We start from the raw sequence: 15856 nt of genomic DNA on the forward strand, positions 1-15856 counted from the left end.
CGGGTGGCCGTGGAATATCGCATCGAGGGTGTCGAGGGCATTCCCGAGATCGCACCGGGCGATGACCTCGCCGCGGTCATCGCCGGCGCGACCGAGCTCGGTGACGGCGACATACTCGTCGTGACCTCGAAGATCGTCTCGAAGGCCGAAGGACGCGTCGTGCAGGCTGCCGACCGCGAGCAGGCGATCAGCGCAGAGACCGTGCGGGTCGTGGCGACACGCCAGTACGAGGGCGGCGTCACGCGCATCGTCGAGAACCGCCAGGGCATCATCGGTGCGGCGGCGGGCGTCGACGCCTCGAACGCCCCCGAGGGCACCGTGCTGCTGTTGCCGGTCGACCCCGACGCCTCTGCGCGTGCGCTCGCGACCGGCCTCCGCGCGCTCACCGGCGCTCGCGTGGGCGTGATCCTGTCGGACACGCTCGGCCGGCCGTGGCGCGAGGGGCAGACCGACATCGCGATCGGCGCCGCCGGCGTGTACGTCTTCGAAGACCTCCGCGGGCAGGCGGATGCCTCGGGCAAGGCCCTCGCCGTCACGATGCCCTGCGTCGCCGACCAGCTCGCAGGCGCGGCCGAGCTCGTGAAGGGCAAGTCCTCCGGAGTGCCCGTCGCGGTCGTGCGCGGTCTCGGGCGGTTCGTCGGCGACCTCGACCTGCCCGGCGCACGGTCGATCCAGCGGCCCGCAGAGCGCGACCTGTTCCGGCAGGGTGCCGACGAGGCCTACGACGAGGGCTACCGGGCGGGCTTCGACGAGGCTCAGGCCGAGGGTCCGCTCGCCGAGTAGCGCCGACCCGCATACCCCCGTCGGTCGAGTAGGCGCGCCAGCGCCGTATCGAGACCCGGCGACGAGGTCTCGATACGCTCCTCCGTCGCTACTCGACCGGCGGTTGCGCGAGGATGGAGGGGTGCCAGCCCACATCGGATACGCCGCGATGCTCGAGCGCTTCCCTCCTGCCGAGGCGGTCGAATACGCCGCGCTCGCCGAAGCGCACGGGTTCCGCGGCACGATGGCAAGCGACCACTTCCAGCCGTGGGTGCCGTCGCAGGGCGAGTCGTCGTTCGTCTGGAGTGTGCTCGCGGCCATCGGCGCGCGCACGACGGCCGATCTCGGCCCGGGCGTGACGACGCCGACGTTCCGCATGCATCCCGCTGTGGTCGCACAGGCCGCCGCGACCCAGGCGGCGCTCTATCCCGAGCGAACCTGGCTCGGCATCGGCTCGGGCGATGCGCTCAACGAGCACGTCGTCGGCGAGTACTGGCCCGAGGCGCCCGAGCGCATCAACCGCATGTTCGAGGCCGTCGACCTCATCAGGAAGCTCTTCGCCGGGTCGATCGCCGGCCGCGACGTACGACACTCGGGCCCGCACTTCACCCTCGAGGCGGCCCGGCTGTGGACCATGCCGGCCGTCGCCCCGCCGATCCTCGTCGCCGCATCGGGGCCGATCACCGCACGCCGCGCCGGTCGCACGGTCGACGGCATGATCACCACGGGCGCTCCGCTCGAGAAGCTCGCGACGCTGCTCACCCGGTTCCGCGAGGGAGCGCGCGAGAGCGGCCGCAACGCCGACACGATGTCGAAGGTGCTGCAGTTGCACCTGTCGTGGGCCGCGACCGACGAGGTGGCGATGCGCAACGCGCTCACCGAGTGGCCGAACGGCGGCATGCGGTTCCCGCGCAGCGACATCCGCTCGCCGTTCGAGTTCGAGCAGTTCGCGCGAACCGTGCGACCCGAGGACTTCACCGACCGCATGGTGGTCTCGGCCGACCCCGACGTGCACCGCGCGGCGATCCAGCGTCACCTCGACCTCGGCTTCGACCGCATCTACCTGCACAACGCCGGTCGCGACCAGCGCGAGTTCCTCGAGGTGTTCGGCCGCGAGGTGCTGCCCGGGTTGCGTTCGTGACCGGGGCGGCGGATGCTGCGGCCGCGCCGATTCCGTGGACGGTCGTGATCCCCGTGAAGGGAGCGCCTACGGCGAAGACGCGACTCGCCCCGGCCGTGGCCGACGACGCCCGGGCGATGCTCGCGAGGGCGTTCGCGCTCGACACCATCGCGGCCGCGCTCGCGGCACGCTCGGTCGCGCGGGTCATCGTGGTCGGCGACGATCCGGCGCTCGCGGGCGAGGCGGAGTTCCTCGCCGAGCCCGAGGAAGGGCCGCGCAGCCTCGTCCGCGCGATCGCGCACGGCATCGCCCACGCACGACATCCGCTGGTTGAGGAGGGCGCGCAGCGCCCGTCTCGAAACCCGGCTGAGGCGCGAGCTCCGGCGGGGTCTCGCGACGCTTCGCTCCTCGACCAGCAGCCGGGCATCGCGGTGCTGCTGGGCGACCTGCCCGCCCTTCGCCCCGAGGAGCTCGATGCTGCCCTCGACGCCGCGTCGCGGCATCCGCTCGCCTTCGTGCGCGACGCCGACGGAACGGGCACGACCCTCGCGACCGCCGCGCCGGCCGGTGCATCCGGAGCCGCCGCGTTCGAGCCGCACTTCGGCCCCGACTCCGCAGCGCGGCACCTCGCTGCGGGGTTCGTCGAGCTCGCGGCATCCGACCTCACCGGACTCACGCGCGACGTCGACACGGTCGACGCGCTCGAAGCCGTGCTGCACCATGGAGTCGGCGATCACACCGCCGAAGTCGTCGCGCACCTCGCCGATCGAAAGGGAACCTGATGACGCTCACCCTCGGATACAAGGCCTCGGCCGAGCAGTTCGCGCCGCGCGAGCTCGTCGAGATCGCGGTCGCCGCTGAGGCCAACGGCTTCGAGTCGGTGTTCACGAGCGACCACTTCCAGCCGTGGCGGCACGCGGGCGGCCACGCCCCGTTCTCGCTCGCGTGGATGGCGGCCGTGGGCGAGCGCACGTCGAGCATCAGGATCGGCACGAGCGTGATGACGCCGACGTTCCGGTACAACCCGGCGGTGCTCGCGCAGGCGTTCGCGTCGCTCGGCGTGCTCTACCCCGGGCGCATCATCGCCGGCTTCGGCACGGGCGAGGCGCTCAACGAGATCGCGACCGGATTCCGCGGCGCGGGCGAGCAGGACTGGCCCGAGTTCCGCGAGCGGTTCGCCAGGCTGCGCGAGTCGGTGCGGTTGATGCGCGAGCTGTGGAAGGACGAGCGCGTCAACTTCGAGGGCGAGTACTACTCGACGCATGACGCGTCGATCTACGACCGGCCGGATGCCCCGGTGCCGGTGTACATCGCAGCGGGCGGGCCGACCGTGGCGAGGTACGCCGGCCGCGCCGGCGACGGGTTCATCTGCACGTCGGGCAAGGGAGCCGAGCTCTACGTCGACCAGCTGATCCCTGCCGTGAAGGAGGGGCTCGCCGCGCGCGGCGACGACCGCTCGTTCGACGCGCTCGACCGCATGATCGAGATCAAGGTCTCGTACGACACCGACGCCACGGCAGCCCTCGAGAACACGCGATTCTGGTCGCCCCTGTCGCTCACCGCAGAGCAGAAGCACTCGATCACCGACCCGGTCGAGATGGAAGCTGCCGCAGACGCCCTGCCCATCGAGCAGATCGCCAAGCGCTGGATCGTCGGCAGCGACCCCGACGAGGTCGTCGCGGGCGTCAAGCAGTACGTCGACTGGGGCTTCAACCACCTGGTGTTCCACGCGCCGGGGCACGACCAGTTGCGGTTCCAAGAGCTGTTCGCACGCGACCTCGCGCCCCGGCTGCGCGCGCTCTGAAATCGAGGTGCAGGGCGGCCGGTCGGCGTCCCGCGCAGGGCCAGGCGGATGGCACGGGGGTGGCTAGTGTCAGAACATGAGCAGAACGGATCGAGCGAGTCTTCTGATTCATTCCGATCAGGAGCGGGTGTTTTCTGCCCTCACCACTCCTGAGGCACTCGTGCAGTGGTTGCCACCGAAGGGTATGCGCGGTCAGTTCGAGCGGTTCGACATGCGCGATGGCGGCTCCTACCGGTTGGTACTGACGTATGACGATGGGTCGGGCGCGCCTGGTAAGACTTCATCCGACTCTGATGTGGGCGAGGTGCGGATAGCGCGAATCATTCCTGGGGAACGGGTTGTGCAGGAGGTCGAATTCGAGTCGGGCGATCCCGCGTTCCAGGGAACGATGCGAATGGAGTGGAGCCTGCACAGCGATAGCGAAGGGACAACGGTCGAGTTTGAGGCGCGAGAAGTGCCGGAGGGGATTCGCGCCCGCGACCACGCCGAGGGTCTAACTTCCTCGTTGTCGAACCTCGCCGCCTATCTCGAACCCTAAGACGCACATCGGATCCTCTAAGAACCGACGTCGTCGAGTTCCCGCCGCAGATACTTCGGAGCCTGTACGCGCCACGCCTCCGTCACGAGCTCGGCAAGATGGTCCTCGTCGATGCCGGCCATGCGGAATGCAACCTTCGGCTCGCCCCACGTGGTCGTGGTGCGCAGGAACACCTCGGGAGCCATCTCGACAAGAGCGAGCGCATCGATGCGGTCGGCGACCTTCACCCCGATGACAAGCTCGGCCGCGATGATCTCGCGCATGTCTGCAGGGATGCTCGGCCAAGGATGGCACTCCCACGCGAACAGCTTGCCCCGAACGAACCAAGCGGCTCCGCCGGTCGTCGAGCGCTCCTCGCCACCGGGCAGCCCGAGCGCGGTGCGGCGTAAGTCATCGAGGGTGGCCACCGATAGAGACTATGCCGCACTGCCGACAGGGAGACGCGAGGGGTCAATTGACGGCCCTCATGTCGGTCGCTCCCCTGGGTACTGTTCAGCCCGGCCTCGGCCGCAACCATGTCGGAGCAAGTACGGGTTCTGCGCCTCAGATCAGGATGCGGTGTGCTCCAGCTGTGGCAGCGAGCGTTGCGAGTCGAATCGACTGCCGGCTGCATCGGTCTCCAGCGCCGCGAAGACGTAGAGTGCGTAGCCGCCGAACGGGATGAGGGAGATCAGGTACCACCATCCTGAGCGGTTCGTGTCGTGGAGCCGGCGCACCGTGACCGCGATCGACGGCAGGAGCAGCGGCAGAGTGAACGCTGCCAGCCCGACGACCATGACCACGGTCGACGCCACAGTTGCTTCGAGCACCGTGGCGGCTGGGTCAGTCTGGTCCGCGCCCACGATGACCGAGGCCATCACGGCGATCACGACGACCGTGAGGACGGCTCCGGCGATCGTGCCCACGATGTACTGGAACAGCATCGCCCACCAGAACTCGCTTCGGCTGGCACGTCCGGTGAACACGGCGTACTTGCGGAAGAACCTGCGCACCGATGCGCCGAACGACGCGCCGTAGAACGGGAGGTCGAGCGTGGCGGGTTCATGGGCGGGGGCGTCGTAGACCGTGTGCATCGGACTCCAGGCGATCAGGGCGGGCCGCGGCATCGTCGGGGTGTCGTGCAGATCGGCAGCCGAAGTCTATCTACGACACGCCGCGCACCATAGCCGATATTGCCGCCGCACCGCTGATGTTGGCGGCCCGTGAGCATACGCCAAGCGGGTCTCGATACGGCGCAGTGACGAGTCCAGAGTAGCTTCGCAGGCGATGCGGCTCGGTGGAGCGGAGCCACGGGACCGCGCCACTACCGTGAGACACGTTCGGGGTTCCCAAATCGTTGCGATCAAGTGGAGATGAGGGCGCCCCACGACGATATGGTCGGACGCATGACCGTCCCCGCCGCAACGGAGCAGCCGGCAGTTGCGAATCGTTCTCGTCGTATCAGCCGCGGGGCCATTCTCATCGTGGGTGTCATCGTGGTCCCAGTTGCGCTAACCGTTTTGCTGAACAGCTATGGTGCGCTCACCGTAGACGGTGCGCTCCGAATGGCTTTTGCCACCGTGGCCGGTCAGACGATCGCCATCCTCAGCGCGATCACCGCGGTCGTTCTCACGGTCAGGCGAGGATACAGACCCCTGCCGATCGCGGCGTTCGTCCTGATTGCGGCAGCTGTCACGCTCTTCGCGATTTCGGCTATGTCCAGCGCGGGCGACCTCCTTCTCACGCGTCTCGACATCATCGCGGAGGTCGACAAGCTCAACCGCTAGAAGGGCGGAATCCGTCTCCGGAATGACTCGAGCGAGGTCGGCTTCGGAGGGGAGCGCGGCCTTGGTTACTGCGAGCCACCGCTCGGTTGCGCACCGACCCCCTCTGTCGCGGCCAGCTGCGCCTCGACGCTTTGACAGAATGGGTCTCGGCACGTTGTGACGTAGGAGGCAGGCATGGACAGCGAGCGCGTCTTCCGGCTGAAGTTCGCGGGCATCTATCCGCTCTACGTCGAGAAAGTCGAGCGCAAGGAGCACACACGCGCCGAGCTCGACGAGGTCCTCACGTGGCTCACCGGCTACGACGACGCGGGGCTCGAGAAGGCCATCACCGACGATGTCGACCTCCGGACGTTCTTTGCCGAGGCTCCCGGCATGAACCCGAACGCGTCACTCATCACGGGCGTCATCTGCGGAATGCGCGTCGAGCACATCGAGGACCCGCTCATGCAGCAGATCCGCTGGATGGACAAGCTCGTCGACGAGGTCGCGCGGGGCAAGAGGATGACGTCGATCCTGCGCACACCGGCGACCGCGAAGACCTGACCGGGCTCAGCCCGCGAGCTGCGCCCTTGCGCATGGAGATCGGTCATCGGACATCGATAACCTGCGGCCAAACACTTCAAGGGATCCCCAACCATCCACATCCTCGCCGAGACTCCGCGACCAGTTCCGCGTTCGTGAACGCTTCGCGCGCACAGAGGTCGAGCGTGCAGGGCGGCCGATCGGCGTCCCGACCGACCCGCCGCCCTGCTGATCGCTGAGCACCGCTCTGGGCGAAGCGAGCCGGATCGGGGCGCAGCGAGCCTGGATACGGTCAGGGTGCCGGGTCGAGCACCAGGCCGGTGCCACCGCCCCGTCGCACGGGTTCCGCCACGGCGGTCATGAGCCCGTCGGCATCGACCTCGATGGCGGCCACCGCACCGATCTCGGCCGCCGTCGAGAACTGGTGACCGTACGGGGTCAGCTGGGCCTCGAAGGCGTCGCGGAACGCCTGCTCGGCTGAGACGGCCGCCGTGTTCCGCTGCGACGCGCGGGGCGCCGCCACCGCCTCGGGCAGGGTCATCCCAAGGTCGATCCGGTTCATCAGCACCTGCGTGACGGTCGTGATGATCATCGATCCGCCGGGCGAGCCGACCACGAACCGCACGTCGCCGCCATCGAGCACGATCGTGGGCGACATCGACGACCGCGGGCGCTTGCCGGGCTCGACGAGGTTCGGATCGTTCTCCCTGATCGGTGCGAAGTTGAAGTCAGTCAACTCGTTGTTCAGCAGGAACCCGCGACCCGGCACCGTCATGCCGGAGCCGCCGGTCTGCTCGATCGTGAGCGTGTACGCGACCGCGTTGCCCCACTGGTCGACCACCGAGAGGTGGGTGGTCGAGATGTTCTCGGTGTCGGCCTGCTCCTCGAGCGCCGCCACGTCGCAGCCGGCCGCGTCGAGCGGTGCGGGCGCGACGGGCTTGACCGATGCGGCATCGGGGTCGATCACGCAGGCGCGCGCGTCGGCGAAGTCCTGGCTGAGCAGGGTGTCGGTCGGCACGTCGACGAAGGCCGGGTCGCCGACGTAGGCGTTGCGATCGGCGAACGCGTGCGCGGTGGCCTCAAGGTAGAGGTGCAGGCTCTGAGCGGTGTCGCTGCCCGCGAGGTCGTAGTTCTCGAGGATGTTCAGCGACTCGCCGACGGTCGTGCCGCCGGACGACGACGGTGCCATGCCGTAGACGTCGAGCCCGCGGTACTCCACGTGCGTCGGATCCTGCTCGAGCACGGTGTAGTCGGCGAGGTCGCCGGCCGTCAAGAACCCCGGGAACGCGGGAAGGGTGGCCGCCGGATCGGTCTGCGGGTCCTGCGCGATGGCGGCGATCTCGTCGGCGATCGCGCCCTCGTAGAACGCGTCGGTGCCGCGCAGCGCGATCTCACGCAGCGTCTTCGCCAGGTCGGGGTTCGTGAACGTCGAGCCCACGACGGGCGGAGCGCCGTTCGGGAGGAACAGGTCGGCCGTGGCGGGGAACGCCGCGAACCGGGCCTGGTTGGCGGCAGTCTGCTGGGCGAAGGTGGAGTCGACCCTGAACCCGCGCGTCGCGAGCAGGATCGACGGCTTCAGCATCTCCTTCAGCGACTCGGTGCCGAACCGGTCGAGCGCGGCCTCCCACGTCGCGACGGTGCCCGGCACCCCGACCGAGAGGCCCGACGAGACGGCGTCGGCGAACGGGTAGGGCGCACCGGTGGCCGGGTTGATGAACGCGTCGGTCGGCATGGCGGAGGGCGCCGTCTCGCGCCCGTCGATCGTGGTGACCTCGCCGGTGGCGGCGTCGAAGTACACGAAGTACCCGCCGCCGCCGATGCCCGCACTGTAGGGCTCGGTGACGCCGAGCGCCGCAGCCGTGGCGACGGCGGCGTCGGCCGCGTTGCCGCCCTTGCGCAGCACCTCGAGGCCGACCGCGCTCGCTTCGGCGTCGACGGATGACACGGCGCCGCCGTGCCCGGTCGAGGTCGACGGTGCCGGCGGCGCGGGACGCCCCGCTGCAGATGCCGGCGCGCCGACGGCGACGGCGCCGACGGCCAACGCGGCACCGAGTGCGAGACTCAGACCGCGGAACGCGGAACGACGGCCGCGAGACGCGGTGCGATGAGTGACGTGGACCATGAGAACCCCCCGAACTGGGTACAACGGCGACGATGCCCCTCACCGTAGCCCGCGTCCGCGCCGAGGGCAATGGTCACGTGTCGAGACCGGCCCCGATCCTGAGTGTTCGCCGCCGATCGATACGGATGTCCCGGCGGCGGCGTAGCCTGAACGCATGCCCGCCCACCACGGCTCCGGGGCGTCTCGGCGGCTGAGCCGCTGGATCCCCGCCATCGCCGCGCCGATCGCGATCGGCGTCGCCGTCGTGGTCGTGCCGATGCAGGCGAATGCCGCCGTCGACCTGCCCGATCTCACCCCTGCCGAGCTCGTCGAGTTCGCGGCGGCGAGCGAGGTCGACGCCCTGTCGGGCACCATCGAGCAGACCTCCGAGCTCGGGCTCCCCGACCTGTCGGGCCTCACCGGCACGATGGGCGGCGGTGCCGGCGGCAGCGACGGGTTCGGCTCCGACGGCGGCCCCGGTGGCCGGGGCGACGCGAGCGGTGACGGGTCAGCCGGTGACGCGGCATCCGCCACCGATCTCGACGACCTCGTCTCGCTCATCACCGGCACGCACACCGCTCGCGTGTACATCGACGGCTCGAATGCGAGACTGCAGGTGCTCGACGACCTCGCCGAACGCAACGTCTACCTCACCGACGAGGGCGCATGGATCTACGACTCCCGCGAGCAGGCGGCCACGCACTTCACGGTCGACCGTGCCGCACTCGACGCGCTGAAGGCCGAGGCCTCGGCGCAGGCCGAAGCCCACGCCGACGAGGCGCGCAAGCGGCTCGAGGCCGAACTCGGAACCCCGCTGCCGACCCCCGACGAGGTGCTCGACCAGGCGCTCGCGAAGCTCGATGAGACGACCGAGGTGAGCGTCGGCACCGACGCCCGCGTCGCGGGTCGCGAGGTGTACGAACTCGTGCTCGAACCGCGCGACGCCGACACCCTCGTCGGCGAGATCACGGTGGCGATCGACGGCGAGACGGGCGTCGCGCTCGCCGCGTCGGTGACGGCGCGCGGGGCGAGCGAGCCCGCGTTCAGCGTCGCGTTCACCGAGGTCTCCTTCGAAGCGCCCGATGCGTCGGTGTTCGCGTTCACGCCCCCTGAGGGCACCGCCGTGACCGAGCACGAGGTGCCGATCCCGACGCTCGCCGAGCTCGAGCAGATGAAGGCCGAGCACGCTGCGGGCACCGGCGAGCCCAGCGATCGGATGTCCCGGCCCGAAGTCATCGGCGAGGGCTGGTCGACCGTCGTCGTGCTCCCGACGGCCGTGACCGGTGCCGGTGCGGCGCAGGGCCTCGGCCCCGACGCATCCCTTCGACAGGCTCAGGACGGCGCCGCGCTGCTCGGCACGCTCACCCAGCCGGTCGACGGCGGGCGCATCCTGCAGACCTCGCTCGTGACCGTGCTCGTCACCGACGACGGGCGCGTGCTCGTCGGAGCCGTCACCGCAGAACGACTGCTCGACGCCGCGGCGAGCGGGCGTTGACCGACGGGTCGCGCGCGGGCGCCGGCACGGTCGGTGACGCCACCGCACCCGACCTCACGAACGGCACCGACCTCGCGATCGAGACACACGGTCTCACCAAGCGATTCCGTTCGCAGGTCGCCGTCGACGGCGTCGACCTCGCGGTGCCGCGCGGTGCCGTCTTCGGGTTCCTCGGCCCGAACGGGTCGGGCAAGACGACCACCATCCGCATGCTGCTCGGCCTCGTCGCGGCGAGCGCCGGCGGCGCGCGGGTGCTCGGCGCCGACATGCCGCGGCACGTCGACTCGGTGCTGCCGCGCGTGGGTGCCCTCGTCGAGGGCCCGGCCTTCTCGCCCTACCTCTCGGGCGTCGCGAACCTGCACCGGTTCGACGCCGCCGACCGGCACGCGCCCCGCCGCACGCGCTCGGCCCGGGTCGACGAGGCGCTCGACCGGGTCGGGCTCTCGCACGCCGGTCGCAAGAAGGTGCACGCGTACTCACTCGGCATGAAGCAGCGGCTCGGCATCGCCAACGCCCTGCTCATGCGGCGCGAGCTGCTCGTGCTCGACGAACCCACGAACGGGCTCGACCCCCAGGGCACCCGCGAGGTGCGCGCCCTCATCCGCTCGCTCGCCGACGACGGAACGACCGTGTTCGTGTCGAGTCACCTGCTCGCCGAGGTCGAGCAGGTGTGCTCGCACGTGGGGGTCATGAGCGCGGGTCGGCTCGTGGCGCAGGGCACGCTCGAGGAGTTCCGCGCCGCCGGCGAGGCGCGCGTGCTCGTGCAGACGCCCGACGGGGCTGCGGCGCGACGCGTGCTGGTCCGGCTCGGCATGGACGTCGACGGCGAACTCGGCGGCGCCGCCGTGGCGGCCCGGTTCGCGTCGTCGGATGTCGCGCCCGAGGCCATCGTCGCGGCGCTCGTGGCCGACGGGGTGCGGGTGCGCGGGTTCGAGGTCGAGCGCGCGAGCCTAGAACAGCGGTTCGTCGAGCTCACCGGTGAGGGGTTCGACGTTGTCCAGTGAAGCTGCATCCGCCGGTCGAGTGGACGGCGAAGCCGGCGTATCGAGACCCGCATCCGCCGGCGCTCCCGCTGCCGGCGGCACACTCTCGCTCTTCGCCTCCGAACTGCTCACGCTGTTCCGGCGTCGCCGCACGTGGGCCCTGCTCGGCGCGCTCGCGCTCATCCCGATCCTCATCGCCGTGGCCATCCGCATCGCGGGCGATGCGCCGAGCGGGCGCGGCCCCGCGTTCCTCGGGCAGATCACCGAGAACGGCCTCTTCGTCGGTGTCACGGCGATGATCGTGGCGATCCCCCTGTTCCTGCCGCTCACGATCGGCGTCGTCGCGGGCGACACCATCGCGGGCGAGGCGAGTCACGGCACCCTGCGCTACCTGCTCATCGCGCCGGCGGGCCGCATCCGCCTGCTCATCGTGAAGTACGCCGCCACGGCCGTGTTCTGCGCCGCGGCGACGCTCACGGTCGTCGTCGTGGGCACGCTCATCGGCTGGGCGCTGTTCCCGGTCGGTCCCATGACCCTGCTGTCGGGCGCGTCGGTGAGCGTCGGCGAGGGGCTGGTGCGATTCCTGGCCATCGCCGCGTACGTCACCGTGTCGCTGCTCGGCATGTCGGCGATCGGCCTGTTCCTCTCGACGCTCACGACGGTGCCGGTGGGGGCGATGGCCGCGACGGCGATCCTGGCCGTGGTCGCGCAGATCCTGGGCGCCCTGCCGCAACTCGAGTGGCTGCATCCGTGGCTCTTCACCGAGTACTGGCTCGGATTCGCCGACGTGCTGCGTGAGCCGCCGGTATGGGACAACTTCGCCGACAACGCGCTGCTGCAGGCCGGCTACCTCGTGGTGTTCGGCGCGCTCGCGGTGAGCCGCATGGTCACGAAGGACGTGCTGTCGTAGTCGTTACGACGTGCGCGCCGCGACGGTGCGATCGCCGACGCTCGGCGGCAGCGCGCAGTAGTCGTAGAAGTAGCGGGTCGGCGCGTCGTCGTCGGTGACGTCGACGATGACGGATGCCCCGGCGTGCGGCAGCTCGTCGCCCGCGAGCGTCCAGAGCGAGAAGTGCCACATGCCGCGCGCCGACACCGTGAGCAGACCGCGGCCGTCGATGATGAGGACCGTGTCGGGCTCTTCGCCGGGAAGCGTGCCGGCGCGGAACGGCTCGACCGTGGTCGTGCGCAGGGTGGCCTCGTCGACGTCGCCGACCGACACGCGCAGGACATGCTGGCCAGCAGCCTCGAGCCGTTCGGCGAGGTCGTCGGCGAAGCCGGCGGCCCGGGCGTCATCGGCGCCGTCGACGGCGATCAGGCGCCTGCCGCGCGGAGAGTTGTGCAGGAACTCGTCGACGATGCCGTCGAGCATCTCGGTGCGGTTCTGGATCCGGAACGGCCGGGGCATGACTTCAGGCTACGCCTGCAGGGGCATGGGCAGGGGCGCCGCGATGCCGGCGTACGCGATGAGCGGGCGGCCGGTCGCCGGGTGCTCGATGACGGATGCCTCGACGCGCCACACGTCGCGGATGAGCTCGGGTGTCAGCACCGCGTGCGGGTCGCCTGCGGCGACCACCCGCCCCTCGGCGAGCACCACGACATGGTCGGCGTAGGCGGCCGCGAGCGAGAGGTCGTGCAGCGCGGCGAGCACGGTGAGGCCACCGCGCGCCAGCTCGCGCACGAGCCCGAGCATCATGAGCTGCGCGCGGATATCGAGGTGGTTCGTCGGCTCGTCGAGCAGCAGCAGCTCGGGCTCCTGCGCGAGCGCCCGCGCGAGGTTGACCCGCTGGCGCTCGCCGCCCGACAGCGAACCGTAGTCGCGGTGGGCGAGGTCGAGCAGCCCGGCGTCCTCGAGCCCCCGCGCGACGATCGCCCGATCACGCTCGCTCGGTCCGGCGAAGGCGCCGAGGTGCGGGGTGCGCCCGAGGGCGACGACCTCGGCGACCGTGAGGCCCGGGGCATCCGTCACTTCCTGCTCTGCGAGCGCGATCACGCGCGCCCGTTCACGTCGGCGCATCTTGGCGAGATCGCGCTCGCCGAACCGCGCGGCACCGGCGTCGGCCCGTTCGACTCCGGCGATCAGGTGCAGCAGCGTGCTCTTACCGGCACCGTTCGGGCCGAGCAATGCACCGACCGCGCCGGCGGGAACGGTGCAGTCGAGGTCGTCGATGATGAGGCGGTTGCCGCGGGTGAAGCGCACCCGGTCGACATGCAGGGCGTCGGCCTTGCGGGCGTCGGTCATCGCAGCCCCCGGTTCCGCAGCAGGAGCAGGGCGAACACCGGTCCGCCGATGAGGGCAGTGAGGATGCCGACCGGCAGTTCGCGCGGGTCGAAGAGCGTTCGCGCGCCGGTGTCGACCCATAGGAGGAAGATCGCCCCGGCCAGGGCCGAGAGGGGCAGCAGGGCTCGATGTCGCGAGCCGACGATGAGCCGCACCCCGTGCGGCAGGATGAGGCCCACGAAACCGATCGATCCGCTCACGGCGACGAGTGCTCCGGTGAGCAGCGCGGTCGCGGTGAGCAGCAGCGCGCGACTGCGGCCGACGTGCACCCCGAGTGCCGCCGCGGCGGTGTCGCCGAACGCGAAGGCGTCGAGCGTCTTCGCGCTCGTGAGCAGCGGGATGCCGATGACGAGGACCGCGCCGCCCGCGATCGCGACCGAGGTCCAGTCGGTGCCCGCGAGCGAGCCGAGCAGCCAGTTGAGGATCTCGCGGTAGCTGTCGCCGGTCGCGCTCCAGAAGATGACGAGGCTCGTCACGGCGCCGAACACCGATGCCACCGCGAGGCCCGCGAGCACCGTGCGAGTGGGGGTGAGCGAGCCGCCAGCGCCTCCCAGGCTCCCCGCGCGGCCGCCGCCCGCGCCCGCCGCGAGTGCGAGCGTCGCCGCAAGTGCGACGAGCGCACCGACGAACGCCGCGAACGGCAGCAGAAGGCCGACGCCGAGCACGATCACGATGACCGCTCCGACCGACGCACCTGACGAGAGGCCGAGCAGGTAGGGGTCGGCGAGGGGGTTGCGCGTGAGCGCCTGCATCACGGCGCCGCACAGCGCGAGGCCCGCGCCGACCGCCGCTGCGGTGAGCACGCGGGGCATCCGCAGCTCCCACACGATCCCGTCGCGCAGGGGACTGAGCGTCGGCTCGCCGATGCCGAGGTGTGCGGCGATGCTCGCGAACACGTCGGCGGGGGCGAGTCCGGCGGGCCCGATCGTGACCGCGACGACGATGGATGCCCCGAGCAGGGCGACGAGCCCCACGGCCCACGCTCCCGTGGGCACGCTGCGCTTCGCGCCCGCCGGCGTTCCCGCACCGCGCCTGACCGTTCCCGCGCCCGCCCCCGCGCCGCTTCCCGTTCCGCGCCTGCCCGCGCCCGCGTCATCCGCCGTCGTCACGAAAACAGGAAGCGGCTGCTCGGAGGGGCCGCTGGCGCCTGTTTCCGGTGCCGCGTCGGCGCGTCTTCCTGTTTTCGGAACGCGCCGAGCCGTGACGGGCGTGACGGGCGTGACCGGCGTGACGGGCGGGGTGGGGCGCGACATCAGCCGAGCGCCTCCAACTGGTCGACGAGCGACGCCACTGCGCCGACGTTGCGCACGCCCGCCTCGGTGGCGGGGAAGTCGACCACGAGGTACCGCTGCTGCTGCACGGCGGGCAGCGCCGCGGTCGCGGCGTTCGCCTCGAGGAGCTCGACCTTCTGCCGCGCGGTGTTCCAGGCGGCGTCGACCAGCACGATCACGTCGGGGTTCGCCGCCACGATCGCCTCCCACCCCATCGCCGTCCAGGTGTCCTCGACGTCGGCGGCGACGTTCTCGAGTCCGGCTGCCTGCATGATCATCTGCGGTGCCCCGATACCCGCGCCCACGTACGGGGTGTCGTCGCCCGAGCTGTACCAGAGCGCCGTGAGGCCGTCGGTGTTCGGCTCGATCGCGTCGAGTTCGGTTCGCTGCTGTGCGACGAGCTCGGTCGCGGCATCCGGAACGCCGAAGATCGCACCGGCCTCCTCGAACTCGCGGAAGACCTCGTCGAAGGTGAGCGGGTTCGGCATGTAGCCCGCGCCCTTGCACGCGGCGGGCGCCACGTAGCTTGCGACGCCGAGCTTCGCGAGCGTGTCGCGGTCGCCCGCGCCCTCGGCCGACAGGTTCGACTCCCAGCCGGCGAAGACGAGGTCGGGTTCGGTGGCGAGCGTCGCCTCCTGCGACGGCACCTTGTCGGAGAGCACGTCGACGCCGGATGCCGCTTCGGCGAGTTCCTCGGGGACGGGACCGTCGCTGAACGCGCTGCCGACGACGCGGTCCTCGAGTCCGAGCGCGAGCATGAGCTCGAGCGTCGACGACTTGACGGTGACGACGCGCTCGGGTGCCGATTCGAACGTCACCTCGGTGCCGCAGTTGTCGATCGTGAGCGGGTAACCGGATGACCCGGTGTCGGTGCTCGCTCGCGCGCCGTCGGGCGACGCGGTGGAGTTGCCCGCGCAGCCGGCGAGCAGCAGCGCGGCGATCGGGACGGCGGTCGCGGCGAGCGCGCGAAGTCGAGTCGTACGAACCGAGGGACGGGCGGCGTTCGACGAACGGGCGGCGTTCGAGGAACGGGCGGCGTTCGACGAACGGGCGGCGTTCGAGGAACGGGACGGGCGAGCGGGCATGGAACCTCCGGGACGGTGTGCAAGTGACATTCCGACGGTGTCGGCGACTCGCGACCCAATCCCGGGCCACTCACACCGGTCAGATCCAGACCGGCGGTCGTCTCCATCGTAGACCCGTCGCGGCGGGT

The 15856-nt window shown here is 70.8% G+C and carries 16 protein-coding genes and 1 pseudogene; 10 read left to right on the forward strand and 7 right to left on the reverse strand.

The features are described 5' to 3' along the window. Positions 1–3: 3 nt before the first annotated feature. The 5 genes from cofE (at position 4) to LQ757_RS02440 (ending at position 4224) form a co-directional block, all read left to right on the forward strand. On the forward strand, positions 4–783 hold the full coding sequence (gene cofE / locus LQ757_RS02420) for a coenzyme F420-0:L-glutamate ligase (protein WP_231045608.1): 780 nt from the start codon (positions 4–6) through the stop codon (positions 781–783). A gap of 121 nt (positions 784–904) precedes the next feature. Continuing rightward, positions 905–1903, forward strand: coding sequence for a TIGR03557 family F420-dependent LLM class oxidoreductase (locus LQ757_RS02425; protein WP_308195538.1), 999 nt, complete (start codon positions 905–907; stop codon positions 1901–1903). Continuing rightward, complete coding sequence (locus tag LQ757_RS02430) at positions 1900–2664, forward strand: CofC family guanylyltransferase (protein WP_231045609.1); 765 nt, start codon at positions 1900–1902, stop codon at positions 2662–2664. The genes LQ757_RS02425 and LQ757_RS02430 overlap by 4 nt, the downstream gene beginning before the upstream one ends. Next, a complete protein-coding gene (gene fgd / locus LQ757_RS02435; protein WP_231045610.1) occupies positions 2664–3686 on the forward strand; it encodes a glucose-6-phosphate dehydrogenase (coenzyme-F420) in 1023 nt (340 codons plus the stop codon). The genes LQ757_RS02430 and fgd overlap by 1 nt, the downstream gene beginning before the upstream one ends. A gap of 76 nt (positions 3687–3762) precedes the next feature. Then, positions 3763–4224 (forward strand): SRPBCC domain-containing protein, encoded by a 462-nt coding sequence (locus LQ757_RS02440; RefSeq protein WP_231045611.1) that lies wholly within the window; start codon positions 3763–3765, stop codon positions 4222–4224. 17 nt (positions 4225–4241) lie between these two features. Here the strand turns inward: LQ757_RS02440 and LQ757_RS02445 are convergent, their stop codons facing one another. After that, entirely contained in the window at positions 4242–4631 is a 390-nt protein-coding gene (locus LQ757_RS02445; RefSeq protein ID WP_231045612.1) for an MmcQ/YjbR family DNA-binding protein, read from the reverse strand. A gap of 141 nt (positions 4632–4772) precedes the next feature. Beyond that, entirely contained in the window at positions 4773–5330 is a 558-nt protein-coding gene (locus LQ757_RS02450) for a DUF805 domain-containing protein (protein ID WP_231045613.1), read from the reverse strand. Between the two features lie 279 nt (positions 5331–5609). Here LQ757_RS02450 and LQ757_RS02455 point away from each other — a divergent pair, with 279 nt between their 5' ends. Together LQ757_RS02455 and LQ757_RS02460 are read left to right on the forward strand one after the other, a co-directional pair. Continuing rightward, a complete protein-coding gene (locus LQ757_RS02455) occupies positions 5610–5990 on the forward strand; it encodes a hypothetical protein (RefSeq protein ID WP_231045614.1) in 381 nt (126 codons plus the stop codon). 174 nt (positions 5991–6164) lie between these two features. Next, entirely contained in the window at positions 6165–6533 is a 369-nt protein-coding gene (locus tag LQ757_RS02460; RefSeq protein ID WP_231045615.1) for a DUF2200 domain-containing protein, read from the forward strand. Between the two features lie 271 nt (positions 6534–6804). Here the strand turns inward: LQ757_RS02460 and ggt are convergent, their stop codons facing one another. Further along, on the reverse strand, positions 6805–8634 hold the full coding sequence (ggt, locus tag LQ757_RS02465; RefSeq protein ID WP_231045616.1) for a gamma-glutamyltransferase: 1830 nt from the start codon (positions 8632–8634) through the stop codon (positions 6805–6807). A 154-nt stretch (positions 8635–8788) separates the two neighbouring features. Here ggt and LQ757_RS02470 point away from each other — a divergent pair, with 154 nt between their 5' ends. From LQ757_RS02470 to LQ757_RS02480, 3 genes are all read left to right on the forward strand, one after another. After that, the gene (locus LQ757_RS02470) at positions 8789–10108 is read left to right on the forward strand and encodes a LolA family protein (protein WP_231045617.1); all 1320 of its coding nucleotides are present in this window, start codon (positions 8789–8791) and stop codon (positions 10106–10108) included. A gap of 77 nt (positions 10109–10185) precedes the next feature. Next, the gene (locus tag LQ757_RS02475; protein WP_231046293.1) at positions 10186–11112 is read left to right on the forward strand and encodes an ABC transporter ATP-binding protein; all 927 of its coding nucleotides are present in this window, start codon (positions 10186–10188) and stop codon (positions 11110–11112) included. Next, the gene (locus LQ757_RS02480) at positions 11102–12001 is read left to right on the forward strand and encodes an ABC transporter permease (RefSeq protein WP_255680987.1); all 900 of its coding nucleotides are present in this window, start codon (positions 11102–11104) and stop codon (positions 11999–12001) included. The genes LQ757_RS02475 and LQ757_RS02480 overlap by 11 nt, the downstream gene beginning before the upstream one ends. 3 nt (positions 12002–12004) lie before the next feature. On the opposite strand, the gene LQ757_RS02485 is transcribed toward LQ757_RS02480, so the two are convergent. The 4 genes and pseudogenes from LQ757_RS02485 to LQ757_RS02500 form a co-directional block, all read right to left on the reverse strand. Further along, complete coding sequence (locus LQ757_RS02485; RefSeq protein WP_231045618.1) at positions 12005–12499, reverse strand: nucleoside/nucleotide kinase family protein; 495 nt, start codon at positions 12497–12499, stop codon at positions 12005–12007. Positions 12500–12721: 222 nt separating this feature from the next. Beyond that, positions 12722–13333 (reverse strand): annotated as a pseudogene (locus tag LQ757_RS02490) (ABC transporter ATP-binding protein); the annotation flags it as partial. Continuing rightward, positions 13330–14367 (reverse strand): putative F420-0 ABC transporter permease subunit, encoded by a 1038-nt coding sequence (locus LQ757_RS02495; RefSeq protein ID WP_231046295.1) that lies wholly within the window; start codon positions 14365–14367, stop codon positions 13330–13332. The gene LQ757_RS02495 and the pseudogene LQ757_RS02490, both read right to left, overlap by 4 nt. Before the next feature lie 257 nt (positions 14368–14624). Beyond that, the gene (locus LQ757_RS02500) at positions 14625–15728 is read right to left on the reverse strand and encodes a putative F420-0 ABC transporter substrate-binding protein (RefSeq protein ID WP_231045620.1); all 1104 of its coding nucleotides are present in this window, start codon (positions 15726–15728) and stop codon (positions 14625–14627) included. Between the last annotated feature and the right edge of the window lie 128 nt (positions 15729–15856).

Source organism: Agromyces cavernae (genome assembly GCF_021044935.1).
GTDB classification, from domain to species: domain Bacteria; phylum Actinomycetota; class Actinomycetes; order Actinomycetales; family Microbacteriaceae; genus Agromyces; species Agromyces cavernae.

Bases quoted from the DNA above. Each gene is read 5' to 3' on its own strand.
- fgd (WP_231045610.1), top strand. From the start codon at position 2,664: ATGACGCTCACCCTCGGATACAAGGCCTCGGCCGAGCAGTTCGCGCCG.
- LQ757_RS02440 (WP_231045611.1), top strand. From the start codon at position 3,763: ATGAGCAGAACGGATCGAGCGAGTCTTCTGATTCATTCCGATCAGGAG.
- LQ757_RS02450 (WP_231045613.1), bottom strand. From the start codon at position 5,330: ATGCCGCGGCCCGCCCTGATCGCCTGGAGTCCGATGCACACGGTCTAC.
- LQ757_RS02455 (WP_231045614.1), top strand. From the start codon at position 5,610: ATGACCGTCCCCGCCGCAACGGAGCAGCCGGCAGTTGCGAATCGTTCT.
- LQ757_RS02460 (WP_231045615.1), top strand. From the start codon at position 6,165: ATGGACAGCGAGCGCGTCTTCCGGCTGAAGTTCGCGGGCATCTATCCG.
- ggt (WP_231045616.1), bottom strand. From the start codon at position 8,634: ATGGTCCACGTCACTCATCGCACCGCGTCTCGCGGCCGTCGTTCCGCG.
- LQ757_RS02470 (WP_231045617.1), top strand. From the start codon at position 8,789: ATGCCCGCCCACCACGGCTCCGGGGCGTCTCGGCGGCTGAGCCGCTGG.
- LQ757_RS02485 (WP_231045618.1), bottom strand. From the start codon at position 12,499: ATGCCCCGGCCGTTCCGGATCCAGAACCGCACCGAGATGCTCGACGGC.
- LQ757_RS02500 (WP_231045620.1), bottom strand. From the start codon at position 15,728: ATGCCCGCTCGCCCGTCCCGTTCCTCGAACGCCGCCCGTTCGTCGAAC.